This is a genomic window from Enterobacter sp. 18A13 (genome assembly GCF_007035975.1).
Classification (GTDB): domain Bacteria; phylum Pseudomonadota; class Gammaproteobacteria; order Enterobacterales; family Enterobacteriaceae; genus Enterobacter; species Enterobacter vonholyi.
This window is the reverse complement of the sequence record NZ_AP019635.1, coordinates 101424-113987: the sequence shown is the minus strand read 5'-3', so window position 1 is coordinate 113987 and position 12564 is coordinate 101424. Positions and strand designations below refer to the sequence as shown.

At 49.9% G+C, this 12564-nt stretch carries 8 protein-coding genes, 5 pseudogenes and 1 other annotated feature; of the genes and pseudogenes, 4 read left to right on the top strand and 9 right to left on the bottom strand.

The genetic code is table 11. The features are described from left to right. Positions 1 to 44: 44 nt before the first annotated feature. A complete protein-coding gene (locus tag FOY93_RS23200) occupies positions 45 to 3161 on the bottom strand; it encodes an inverse autotransporter beta domain-containing protein (RefSeq protein ID WP_143345820.1) in 3117 nt (1038 codons plus the stop codon). 26 nt (positions 3162 to 3187) lie between these two features. Next, positions 3188 to 3586 carry a YuaE family lipoprotein gene (locus FOY93_RS23195; RefSeq protein WP_232057404.1) on the bottom strand — a complete coding sequence of 133 codons (399 nt, stop codon included), beginning with the start codon at positions 3584 to 3586 and terminating at the stop codon, positions 3188 to 3190. 166 nt (positions 3587 to 3752) lie between these two features. On the opposite strand from FOY93_RS23195, the pseudogene FOY93_RS23860 reads away from it, so the two are divergent. Then, positions 3753 to 3961: pseudogene (locus FOY93_RS23860) on the top strand (IS91 family transposase); the annotation flags it as partial. A gap of 204 nt (positions 3962 to 4165) precedes the next feature. On the opposite strand, the gene FOY93_RS23190 reads toward FOY93_RS23860, so the two are convergent. After that, positions 4166 to 4630, bottom strand: a complete 465-nt coding sequence (locus tag FOY93_RS23190) for a GyrI-like domain-containing protein (protein WP_123061062.1) — start codon at positions 4628 to 4630, stop codon at positions 4166 to 4168. A gap of 239 nt (positions 4631 to 4869) precedes the next feature. Here FOY93_RS23190 and FOY93_RS23185 point away from each other — a divergent pair, with 239 nt between their 5' ends. Beyond that, positions 4870 to 6075 carry an AAA family ATPase gene (locus FOY93_RS23185; RefSeq protein WP_123061061.1) on the top strand — a complete coding sequence of 402 codons (1206 nt, stop codon included), beginning with the start codon at positions 4870 to 4872 and terminating at the stop codon, positions 6073 to 6075. Next, on the top strand, positions 6075 to 7049 hold the full coding sequence (locus tag FOY93_RS23180) for a ParB family protein (protein ID WP_172621953.1): 975 nt from the start codon (positions 6075 to 6077) through the stop codon (positions 7047 to 7049). Before FOY93_RS23185 ends, FOY93_RS23180 begins: the two co-directional genes overlap by 1 nt. Positions 7050 to 7130: 81 nt before the next feature. Here the strand turns inward: FOY93_RS23180 and FOY93_RS23175 are convergent. After that, positions 7131 to 7235 (bottom strand): annotated as a pseudogene (locus FOY93_RS23175) (DUF4113 domain-containing protein); the annotation flags it as partial. A gap of 64 nt (positions 7236 to 7299) precedes the next feature. Between FOY93_RS23175 and FOY93_RS23170 the strand changes: the two are divergent. Continuing rightward, a pseudogene (locus FOY93_RS23170) lies at positions 7300 to 7425 on the top strand (IS3 family transposase); the annotation flags it as partial. Positions 7426 to 7795: 370 nt separating this feature from the next. On the opposite strand, the pseudogene FOY93_RS23855 reads toward FOY93_RS23170, so the two are convergent. The 5 genes and pseudogenes from FOY93_RS23855 to FOY93_RS23130 all read right to left on the bottom strand — a co-directional run. Further along, positions 7796 to 8602, bottom strand: a pseudogene (locus FOY93_RS23855) (IS66 family transposase); the annotation flags it as partial. A gap of 19 nt (positions 8603 to 8621) precedes the next feature. After that, positions 8622 to 8837: pseudogene (gene tnpB, locus FOY93_RS23145) on the bottom strand (IS66 family insertion sequence element accessory protein TnpB); the annotation flags it as partial. Positions 8838 to 8998: 161 nt separating this feature from the next. Then, positions 8999 to 9580 (bottom strand): DUF2913 family protein, encoded by a 582-nt coding sequence (locus FOY93_RS23140; protein ID WP_123061056.1) that lies wholly within the window; start codon positions 9578 to 9580, stop codon positions 8999 to 9001. A gap of 51 nt (positions 9581 to 9631) precedes the next feature. Next, complete coding sequence (locus tag FOY93_RS23135) at positions 9632 to 10204, bottom strand: cytochrome b/b6 domain-containing protein (protein ID WP_123061055.1); 573 nt, start codon at positions 10202 to 10204, stop codon at positions 9632 to 9634. A gap of 596 nt (positions 10205 to 10800) precedes the next feature. Continuing rightward, a protein-coding gene (locus tag FOY93_RS23130; protein WP_172621952.1) for an IS3 family transposase occupies positions 10801 to 12020 on the bottom strand; the annotation gives its coding sequence in 2 pieces (ribosomal slippage) (positions 10801 to 11726 and positions 11726 to 12020; 1221 coding nt in all). Further along, positions 11617 to 11733: a sequence feature (AL1L pseudoknot), on the bottom strand. Its footprint overlaps the gene before it by 117 nt. Positions 12021 to 12564 lie beyond the last annotated feature (544 nt).

The following is a 12564-nucleotide window of genomic DNA, read 5'->3' as shown; positions in this document are numbered from 1 at the left end:
AACTGAGAAAAATGTGTGCGACTTCATTTGACAAAAACAGCTATCTATAAACCTCGTCTACATATTGCAGAGCCAAGCGAACCTGGAGTACGACGATCAAAATACCCCTCTTTATGCATTGCAATAATTTCCAACCCAGGAGCAAAATAATCAGTACTAGTAAGATATCTGGCAGGAGATGAAGTCCCCACAAGGAAACCCGCACTTGGGTATTGATCCAAATTACCCCATTCACTCCAGAGACCACTAATTCCTCGAATAAGTGCACCACTTTCATTTCCTTGTAGTTCCTTAAATGAAGGCAGTATATAACCAGAAATGCTACTACAATATAAAGCAGAGTCATCTCTGTTCCTTAGTGGACCTCCATCATATCTAAACCAAGCATTCAGCACGAAACTGTAAGTAACAGCATGACTCGGTCCACTTATAGGTGTACCTGTAATTGTAACTGTATTCCCAGCACCTTCTCCAGTAAACGTCACCACTCCGTTACTGACCGAGACCCATGATGCGTCTGAAGTCCATGTATAATCGCTGGCGGCACCGCCAGTCAGATTGAGGGTGAATTCAGCCCCTTTAAAGCCGGTAGTAGGGAACCCGGCAGCTTTAGCGAATGTGTAACCACCTGCGGTGACACCTGTTATCTCTCCAGTCAGGGTGACGCCGGCCGGGGCCACCCCGAAGGCCGCACCGCCCAGCGTGGCGCTCACCGCTGCAGCGCCCGCCGTCGTTCCGGTCAGGGTCGCCGTGTAGCTGCCGTCTCCGTTGTCCGTCACCGCGCTGAAGGTCACCCCCCCGAGGGTCGAGGCAAAGGCAACCGCCTGCCCGCTCACCGGGTTGTTCAGCACGTCGCGCAGCGTCAGGGTCAGCGTGCTCGCCGCCACCCCGTCAGCCACTATGGTCGCCGGCGCCGCGGCCAGCGATGAACGGGCCGCATCCGGCGCGCCCGCCGTCACGCTCACGCTGGCATCTGCCGCGATGTTACTGGCTGGTATATTCGCTTTAAGAGTGTTTATGCCGGCAGACGTCATCACAACGCTCGCGGAATAACTTCCGTCTCCGTTGTCTGTCCAGACAATTCCACTGTAATCCTGTCCCGTCAGGGTGTTACTCAGCACGATATCAGAGGATTGCAGGCCTGTTACAGGAGCTGAATCGCGGTTGACAACCTTTAACGTCAGCATGCTGCTCTGCCCGGCTGTTACAGGAGAAGTTGCCAGCAGGGTCATACCGGTAACGGAGGCATTCACCGGTACAAAAGTCACACCGGTTACAAAACTGTTGCCGTTGATGAGCGTTGTACTGAGCGCGTACTGCCCCGCCCTTAAGTGAGTTATATTGAGAGCAACCTGGCCTGAAGCATCCGTTGTTGCCGCAAACCCTCCGCAGTCAGACGAGCCATTGATGGTACATTCATTCTTTCCTGTCGAAGGGGATATAATCACCTTCAGCGCCATTCCGGACACTGGCTTCCCGCTGGCGTCCGTCACCTTAACCACCACCTGATTGGCAGACCGCCCGTCCGCAAGCGCATTATCTGACACAACGCTGAGAGTGGCCTGAACGGAAGACGCCTTCACGGTTATAACCGTCCGGGCTTCCGCTTTGTTGCCTTCCCTGTCGGTCATTACTGCAGTAAGAGTGTAGGTATTTTCTTTTCCCGTTTCAGGCGAATTCCAGGCAGGCAACACCAGGCTGACCTCAAGAGGATTTGCCCCTGTGACAATCTGCCCTCCGGCTGCAATAAAGGCGCCGGCCTCCCACTCAACGCGGGAAACTCCGTACTTTGCCTTCGCCTTTGCGGTAACCGGAATACTCGTCAGCGCCTCCCCCTCAAATGACGGAGGTAATGACAATGAAACAAGCTCCTGCTTGCGGTACTGCATGACAATATTATAGTTACGGTCAACAAGGTCATAACGGCCGCCCTTAAGACTACGCATAATGCTGACATTGTCAGCACTTAACTGCTCAGAAAGCGACAATCCAAACCGCCAGTTAAAATCAATCCTGGCAAACAGGTCAGATGAGTCACCTGAACGGTGACCGGCAGTGACTGTCATTAACGGGAAAGGCGTATAATTTACGGCAGTCGTAAAGGTCTGCGGAGCATCCCGGAGGGAATCAGGAGAGGCAGAGCCTGTTCCGGAAGCTATTCCTTTTCCGAAATATTTTTCGTAGGTAAATTCCCCACCAACCTGCGGATATGCCGGCAGCCAGTACCTGGCCCTCAGGTCATAACCGTTAGCAGGGCGCTCATCATAATCACGCATGGAATCAAGCACCGACTGATGCCAGTCAGTAATTCGGAAATAACGGTTCGCTGAAAGACTGATATAGTCAGTTCTGGCCTCGAGCCCTACACCATAACGGGCATTATTGCCCGTCTGGTCATAATCATAAAAACTGTTAACTCCCAGCATGAATTCCTCTGCCGGGTAATACCGCACGCCCAGACCGCCATTCCAGATTGTTCTGTCTCTGTCACGCCGCACGCCGGCCTGACCATAAATAAGATGCTCCTGAGCATCCACCAGAGGAACCAGTAAATCAGCGCTCCCGCGTTTTTCCGTATCTATCTGAACACGAGCATTGCCTTTTTGCCCAAGCCAGTCACGTATGGCATTATTCATCACCCCATTGGCCATTCCGTTGATACGTCCAAGCGCTGCTGAGCGCGCAGCCCCGGCGCGGTCCTCCGCCCCCATAACTCCCCAGACGGACTGAACCCCGCTCAGCAGGGCCTGAGGGGGTTCGGTTTTTTGGGGGGAAGTTTCATTATGTATACTGCCCGGCATTAGTGGTGGACTCGCAGGCTCTGAAGAGTCCGTTCCGGCTGAATGAACTGAAATATCAGGGTTGCTGTGGTTGTTGTTTTTGCCGGGAAACGCTGCGCCCCGCAAAGGCTCTGAGGATGGCTTAACAACAGACACCTCAGGCGCCGGGAGTGACGATGCCTTTCCGTAAGGTTCAGAGAGCAATGCCTCCGTCTTCCCGTGACCAACCTCCATCAGATGACTCATCTCCCCGAGCCTTTCCATCCCATCAGGCTGGGAAGCAAATGCAAGCGGGGCAAGAGGGAAAAGAAAACTACTTATGACCCAGTAAAATAAAACAAACAGCCGCATTTTTTCAAAAACCCTGATGTCAGCAAACACAAACAGCACCCCGAATATATCAATAATTAAATCTTAGAAACCTGTAACATGCGGTTTCGTATTTCAACAAACGTCTGACTTTTAACCCTGTCACAAATCATATTCAGCTTATCATTCAGAGTGATGACCATAACTTCTTTAGGGTCCTTTTCCATTAATTCTTCATTAGCTTTATAGTACGCGTACTGTCGGTTAACGCTGTCAAACTGGGCCTTATATCCGGAATACGCAGACGTGTTAAGTTGCTTCAGGAGGTCGAAGTTATCAACACACTGGCGACCATCTGATTTTGCGCTGATGCTGCTTTTCTGACTCTGAGATGAAACGAGAGAAACTGAAGAAGGCCGGGTCTTGCCGACCGAACTACAGCCAATCAGGAGTGAAGAAATAACAGAAATAATTACCAGATGCGTTTTTCTGTCCATGTATTAACCATCACCGTGAGATAATTTCAAAATAAAATTAATTATGAGCGCATAAACACATCGGTGTAAATATGTAAGAAAACTCATTTAAAAACCCAAAAATCCACATTATTTAAGTCTTTTGCGTATTGAGGTAGTGACCGGGTAGCTGCGTTAATAGCTAACTTTGTACAGCGCGCTGGAAATGGATAAACCGGAGCCGGCGGCAAAGGTCTGCTACGCGCAGATGAGTAAGCAGTCCTGCGGTATGACCCGTTTGCCTGCGTACTGTGAGGTGGCCAGATGGTGTACCGCCGGGCGGTGGCGGGCCTGAATGTGCAGGAGCTGAAAATCCACGCTCGGGAAATCAGTCTGATGAGGTATATCCCGGCCTGACACAGGGAAGATCCGCCCTGAGCACTCTGACAGCCTGAAAAAGGGTTCCGAAGCCCAACCGTACGGAAACGTACGCTAAGTGCATTTCTGAACAATTCAATATGCACATAGCATATGTGAATATTGATGAGTTTTGGACATATTCCTTGTCTACGTTGGGGGCTGAGCCACAATGTAGACTTATGGAAATTGAGTTTGAAAAGATTATGTAGTGCTAATACCTATGTAGATATCAGCTTCTTCAGGACTTTTATAAGCTTCAAAATCAGTAAGAAAACTGCGACATATCTCAGGGTGTTGCTCAAAATAAGACCAGATATAAGACCAGGTTTGAATCATCGCATCGGGCATAGCCCCTCTTGCTTCAAAAACGAGATATTCCCCAGCTTCAATGACAATATTTTCAAAATCGCTGTTTGATTTATCAACAGATACACCAACGGTTAAATCATAGAAGCCGGTAGCGTCAGTTTCATAAGCTGAGTAAACGCCAAAAATTGGAGTATTTGGTAACCGTGTTGAGATCTGCTCTGTCACCCCCTCTGAATAGAACTTTGCCCATAGTCCAGGGATTTTTGCACTTTCAGAATTGAACTCATCAATGTTTTTCGTACGTACGCAAAGCCCCGCCACGCAGAAGCTTTTTATATGTTCAGTCTTTGGTTTCATAATGATTGTCTCTCTATGTAAATTTGAATTATACCCCAATGTGACAGGTTGACGCGCCCTGCGGGCTTGCCCACCCCCTCGCTCAGATGCAAGCTCTGAACTTACTCACGATTTGTGCTGTGGGTCAACAAAATTAAACACGTCGCCAACTGTTGAGAGCAAAATCAAAATATTATGATTTTTTCCTTGTAACATGATGTTTTTTGCTCAAAATAACAAAAAATGTCATGAGGTGATAAATGGAAAATATTGAGCAGTTACGGAAAGTAGCTACACGTGCAGGTAAACTTCTGACATCCTTGAGCGAAAGTATCCGCCAGCAAAAAGAGGAATTGAAGCTTACTGAGTTCTATCAGGAATACAGCAAAGCTGCCCTGTATAAGCTGCCTAAGCTCAGCAAAGGGAGTGTTGAGTATGCTGTAGCCGAAATGGAAGCAAGTGGCTACATTTTTAAAAAGAAACCTTCCGGCAATACGATGAAGTACGCGATGACGATTCAGAACGTCATCGATCTGTATTTCCATCGAAAAGTCCCCAAGTACAGAGATCGATTCGATAAAGCCTTCACTATTTTTGTATGTAACCTTAAAGGTGGCGGTTCCAAGACAGTTTCTACCGCTTCATTATCCCATGCTTTTCGGGCTCATCCTCAGCTTCTGTTCGAAGACATGCGTATTCTGGCCATCGATTTCGATCCGCAGGCATCTCTGACAATGTTCCTGAGCCATGAGAATTCAGTGGGCCTGGTTGAAAATACGGCTGCTCAGGCCATGCTCCAGAACGTGTCTCGTGAGGAATTACTGTCCGATTTCATCGTGCCGTCAATTATCCCGGGCGTTGATGTTATTCCCGCTTCCATTGACGATGCATTCCTTGCTGAAGGCTGGAAGGGATTGTGTGAGGAACATCTGCCCGGGCAAAATATTCATGCAGTGCTTAAAGAGAACCTTATCGACAAGCTCCGGTATGACTACGACTTTATCTTCCTTGATAGTGGTCCTCACCTCGATGCGTTCCTGAAAAACTGTATCGGAGCGGCAGACCTGATGTTGACCCCTCTTCCTCCGGCAACGGTTGATTTTCATTCTTCCCTGAAGTTTGTAGCCAGCCTTCCTGCGCTTATTGATTCGATCGAACAGGATGGACACACCTGCAATCTCATCGGAAATGTCGGTTTTATGTCCAAAATCCTGAACAAGTCTGATCACAAAATTTGCCATAGTCAGGCTAAAGAGGTATTCGGTGCCGATATGCTCGACATGGTTCTGCCGAGGCTGGATGGCTTCGAGCGCTGCGGGGAGACTTTTGACACAGTTATCTCCGCAAATCCAGCAACCTATGATGGAAGCGCAGAGGCGCTTAAAAGCGCAAAATCTGCAGCGGAAGACTTTGCGAAGGCCGTATTTGATCGCATTGAGTTCATTCGTACTAACGGAGGTATGTGATGTCGAATGAGAAAAGGAAAACCATTGGTAGACAGTTAAATACCCAGGCGTCAATGGTCGAGATGACTGACACCCAAAGAAGTCAGGTATTTACCCTAAAAACCGGCAGGAAGATAACGTTCAGGTTTGTTCGGGTACCTGCATCGGACGTTGAAAGTAAGACATTCGTAAACCAAGAAACCAACGGAAGAGATCAACTTGCTCTGACCAGGGAGTCCCTTAAATCTATTATCCAGACGATTAAGTTTCAGCAGTTCTTTCCCTGTATTGGAATTAAGCAAGGTGAAAGGATTGAGATACTGGATGGTTCAAGACGGCGAGCCTCAGCGATTTATATCCGTACAGGGCTTGATGTAATGGTTACCGATGAACTTTTATCAGCTGATGAAGCTCGCCAGCTAGCTAAAGATATCCAGACAGCTAAAGAGCATAATCTTCGGGAGATCGGCTTAAGATTGATGGCTCTGAAAGAGTCTGGATTCAATCAAAAGGAAATTGCTGAACTGGAGGGGTTATCCCAGGCTAAGGTCACCAGGGCACTGCAGGCGGCAGCAGTACCGCAAGAATTGATTTCTCTGTTCCCAGTTCAGTCTGAGCTGTCGTTTAGTGACTATAAAATTCTGTTAGAGGTTAATGAAAAACTCAGTGAAAAGGGCTTAACGTCTGAAGGGCTCATTCAGTCTGTCTCAGATCAGCATGATGCAATTTTGAGTGACTACGAGCGACCAGAAGACGAAAAGAAAGTCAGTATACTGAAATTGATTTTCCAGGCCTCTCAGGCATTGATAGCTCCGCCTCCTAAGGAAAAGTCAGTAATTTCCGCACTCTGGACCTTTAACGAAAAAGACAAGTTCGCGCGCAAACGTGTGAAAGGGCGTACGCTGACTTATGAGTTTAGCCGTATGCCAAAAGTGGTTCAGGATGAACTGGACAAAGCTATTAACGAGGTCCTTGATAGAAATTTGAGTCAATAATTTCGCCACGGCGATTTCATATCTAACTTATTGTAATTAAGTTATTTATTTTGATAATTTCAAGGTGAAATCTCCACAATTTCAAGTCAATTTTGCTGCAGAAATATCCGCCCAGCGTGTCGTGTAAGCTGGCGAAAGTAGTTCCCTTTTAATCTACCACTCGGGGGCAATCCCCCGACCGGCGAACCTCCGGTAGAGCTGGCTAAGGAAACACCCACACGTGCGTGGGGAAGACGACACAGTCGGGCAGGCGACGCTGGCGTGGGTGGACTGGTACAACAATCGCCGGTTGCTGGAAAGGCTGGGGCATATCCCACCGACAGAAGCCGAACAGGCATATTATGCTTCCATCGGGAATAAGGATCTGGCAGCCTGAGTTCCCAACCAAAATACTCTCCCGGAAAACCGGGGCGGTTCAGGTTCACACGTTCCGTATCTGAGCCTGAGCAGAGATCATGCCACCTCAATGCCGGTTGCCGGATGGTCAGTAAACAGGTTTCCACCATCCTTATCCCGGGGTAACGACAAGAACCCGGTTTTGACAACGCTTACACGTAACGACACTTGTCCAGTGGTTCACTCGCGTTCATCTTCTCTGCTCCTACCTGACGGCTTCTTGCCGCCTTTTCCCCAGCGCTTCCTGCTGTGGCTCTTTACCACAACAGTCTGAGGTGGTTTGTATCATCCTCCTGTAAGGCGAATACGGAAGGCCATCTTCCATCTCAGACACAGCATGGACGGAGCCTTCCCGGTTCCGTCCTTCGTGTCACACTATCATCGGTATGCACTTTGCAAGCCTGGAGTGCCTCATACAGCGGACGAAGCCGGTTGCCCATCATCGCGACCCAGCGGACCATCGTGTTACGGCTCAGCACCAGCCCATGACGGGTGTAGATTTCAAAGTGTCGGTACAGCGGCGTGTGCTCCACATATTTTCCGACCAGGATACGGGCCAGCAGGCTGCTGCCCACACGACTGCCTTCTACTGGTTTGGACGGGAGCGGTGCCTGCACGATCACGTCGCACCGGCTGCACGCCAGTTTTGGCCGGACCGTTTCGATAACTTTAAAGGCGGTATTGATGATTTCCAGTTGTTCAGAGAGATTTTCTCCCCTTCAGTTCTCCACCACAGGACGGGCAGACGCTGTCCGCTGGCAGGAGAATCTGCGTTTCCCGTGGCAGGTCGGCTGGCAGCGGTTTTCGGGTGGTGTTGCGGGCGGTTTTTCCTGGCGTCGTTTGTGGTGCAACCTCAGCATCTGTTGGCGCATCCAGGACCGGTTTGTCGTCGTTCAGGCAGTTTTGGCCGCCTCCAGACGGGTATCAAGCTCTGACAACCGTTTCTCTGCCTGACGGATTTTGTTTTCCAGCTTATTACGGCTCTTTTCCGAACTCTGACCGAACAGCATTCGTCGTAGTTTATCCAGCTGTGCTTTCAGGCGGTTTATTTCCAGCTCGTAACCCGCAACCTGTCCTGCATACTGGCGCAACAGGGTCTGTTGTTTACGTAGCATGACCTTCAGCTGGTCGATGTCGTCAGGAAGTTCATTTTCCATACCACGACATTACAACAGGTTACACCCGCAGGCCAGGACGTTGTGATGACTGCGGATGTTTCCAGTTCAGGCCTTCCAGCAGCATAGCCAGTTGCGCCGGGGTCAGGTGGAGCTTCCCGTCGCTGACAACGGGCCAGGTGAAGTGTCCGCGCTCCAGTCGTTTGATGAACAGGCACAGACCATCCTCATCTGACCACAACAGCTTCACCATATCACCACGGTGTCCCTGGAAGATGTCAATGCCAAGATTTATGGCCATGACAGTCTTATATCATTGGCACTAACAGTATTGCAGGAGGAGTTTCAGACACAGGTTTTGAACCGCTCCAGAAATCCGGGAGAAAAAAGTGTCAGGGGGAGAGGTGTACAGAATAACTGATTAAAATCCGGTGCGTTTCAGCCGGTGCGGATGGCCATCAGTATCCACTGGGTGTCGTTGCTGACGGCCTCCCAACCACAGCTTTTCAGCAGCGTATTCAGTCCGCCAGCCCTGCCGCCAATTCTCGCCGGAACCGGCATAACCTGCTTCCCGTCATCATTAAAACCGATTTCCAGCGCGCTTTTCAGCAGAAAGATGCTGTTTACCGACGCTGATGGCTGAATCTGACGCCGGCCGCTCCACTCACTGTCGCTGAGGACGTGATACACCCAGTCATACTGCTTCGCCAGCTCCAGGGCGTATGTCAGGCGAAAGAGGTCGTTCTGCTCTGACAGTTCGCCCGTACAGCTGCGCCAGAGATAATCGAGCTTATGCCGTAACCCTGCCCGAACGCCAAGTCTTCGCCCCTGATCCAGTATCCAGTCAATATCCGTGGCCACGTCACGCGGGAAGCGGCGCTGTTTTTTCGCCTGCGCAAACCAGCGGTTGATAAACAGGTTTTCCTGCGACTCTGACAGTACCAGTCCGTCTTCCCGCGCCGTGTGCAGGGCAACAAGAGCGCACCATGCCAGATGGCCCGTTTTTTCCATGTTTCTCATAAATATATCCCCTGCTGAGATATTCTTACAACCCGGCTGCTGGGGTCTTTGTTATTCTGTATCTGGCAGAGAAAAGTAGCTCATTATCATATGAAGTAGTCCCATAGCTCCGTGAGCAAAAAAATAAATCTCAATGAAACTGGTCAGAAATTTATGTAATCCAATCATTATTTCTGTGTTAACACCAGAAAAGAGATAAAAATAGTCAGATAAAAACCATGATGCACCTGAAAGAGTAACGCCCAGCAGTGCCAGCACGCCAAGTCCCTGCACAGTAGCTGCAATTCCCCCTGAGTGAGCGTCAGGAAGACTCTTTTCCCTCAATGTAAGCAGATCTTTCTTAATTCCGGTAAAATCCATGAAAAGCCAGCAGTAATAATAACGAACACCTCTCTTCAGTAACATCCAGGAAAACAATACAGTACCCAGAATAATCAGACTTAGGCCTGAGATAATATGAAACCACGTGACGATATTATCAATTCCAGTCTGCTCCAGGGCATCAGTGCTTGTCATATTTGAGTTAATAATCTGGGAAAGAATCAAAAGAGCAATGAAAATATGCAGAAGACGAAAGCCTGGAAAGCTGCTATGAGGAAGCAAACCCCATATTTTTTTAATCATCTTGATTTACCTGCTTTTATTCTTAAAAATTTAATGTTTTTGTTTATGATTAATTTCGGATATACAAAAGGTATTACAGATATAAATATATCAGCTTTTATGTCATAACGACATGGAGGAGCCATCCAATACGTAATATTGTACATTCTCTGAATGTCGCAGCTACCAACGTGATAGCCTGTGGCTGTTAACATTCCTCGCCGTGTAAATCCATAATCGGGGTATGACGCTCAATGGCGCGAAAAGTCACGTTAAGAGCATTAACAATGAGGGGTCACCTCAGAAAATAGAAAATTTCTCACAGCGCATTCTACGCAACGTGAAGCGAAGATATATAGCCCTCTCACAGCTCGACGCAAGAATGGATTAGGGAGCGGAAAATCCGTGAGTATGTCCATTCGAGGAAGCAGAAGGGAGCTGATCTGTCATATGGCACTTTCTCGCCGATGGTTGAAAATTGAGCGTTTGATGTTTTGCATTGAGATTAGGGCAAAGACAGGGAACTGTCCCCTGCTTTCTTGCAGAGTTATCCACAGAGTTTGTGGGTTAAAAACTGAACCGCCCCGGTTTTGTGGGAGAGAGTTTAGTCCGGGAACTCAGGCTGCCAGAGCCTTTTCTCCGATGGAAGCATAATATGCCTGTTCTGCTTCAGCAGGTGGTATGTGGCCGAGTCGCCCAAGCAGCCGACGATTGTTGTACCACTCCACCCATGTCAGCGTCGCCAGCTCAACCTCTGTACGGTTTTTCCAGCTCTGTCGGTGTATCACCTCCGCTTTGTACAGGCCATTGATGCTCTCCGCCATTGCATTGTCGTAGGAGTCCCCCGTGCTGCCCGTTGAGGCCAGCAGTTCCGCCTCCTGTAGCCGCTGCGTGTACGCCAGCGACACATATTGCGATCCCTTATCGCTGTGATGGATTGTGCCTGACGGACGACGGGCCCACAGCGCCTGCTCCAGCGCATCCAGCACGAATGTCGTCTCCATCGAGGATGACACCTGCCAGCCCACGATGACGCCGGCGAACACATCGATGATGAACGCCACGTACGCGAAGCCCTGCCAGGTGCTGGCATACGTAAAATCTGCCACCCAAAGCTGGTTGGGACGGGCAGCGACGAACTGGCGATTGACCCTGTCATGAGCGGCCTGCGTTTTACGACCGACTGTCGTGCGCACTTTTTTACCACGGAGCACACCGGCCAGCCCCATAGCCTTCATCAGCCACGCGATGGTGCATCTGGCCACGCTGAAGCCTTCCCGCTGCAACTGACGCCAGACCTTGCGAACACCATAGACGCTGTAGTTTTCGTCGTACACGCGCTGTATCTCCACTTTCAGCTGGTCGTCACGTTGCTGCCGCAGGCTACGCTTCTCCGGATGCTGACGCTGCTCCTGGTGCCGGTAATATGTCGACGGGGCGATATCCAGCTCATGGCATACCGGTCCGACCCCGTGGCTCCTGCTGAGGGTATCCAGCAGCGGTATTATTTTTTCCACAGACGGTCGAACTCCGCCTTCGCAAAATAAGCGGAAGCCTGCCGCAGGATATCGTTGCTGCGCCGCAGTTCCCGGACTTCCCGCTCCAGCTCCTTGAGACGTTCGCGCTCAGAGGTGGAAAGTCCACCGTCACCTCCGCCTGCATCCCGCTCATGCTGACGAAGCCAGGTGCGCAGGGTGTCGGTGCTGCAGCCTATTTTAGGGGCAAGAGAATGGATAGCCGCGTGTTCAGAACGGTACTCATCACGCTGGTCCAGCAACATTCTGACTGCCCGTTCACGAAATTCCGGGGAGTAACGGTTTGCTGATTTTGATGCCATGTCGGATCTCCTTTTTCACTGAGAGTTTAGTCTCCCGGAAACCCGGTGCGGTTCAATCCGTATGTTTTGACGGACGCTACCATGCTGCTCTCCCTTATTTGAGAAGTTAACCAATAGTTTTGCAATGAAAGACCAGATGGAAGTGGGCACGCTTTAGCGTCAGGGCAAAGTCTGAACCCCTATCGTCACCATTACAGTCACGCATTCGCTTTTTCCATCCTCCTCTACCCGCACTGCCAACAGCGTCTCTTACGATTTGCCTGCCCTTAGGGCAGCAATACGGGCTTACCACGTTTCTGATGGGCTTGCCTATCTGCCGGGGGCTGTTCTGGCGACGTGTCCCAAAACTACAATGAAACATCCAGCCACCTTTACCTTTTGGTTAATGCCTGTCAGCCGTTTGGCATCTTCTTCGTTGACGACATTTATCAGCAATTCACTCATGTTGCCCATACCGACCAGCCTTGCCTCTTGGCCCTCTTTCGGCTGAGAGCTTCTGCCCCACATTTCACAATGATGAGGCACCCTGCCAGGGGAGTACGTT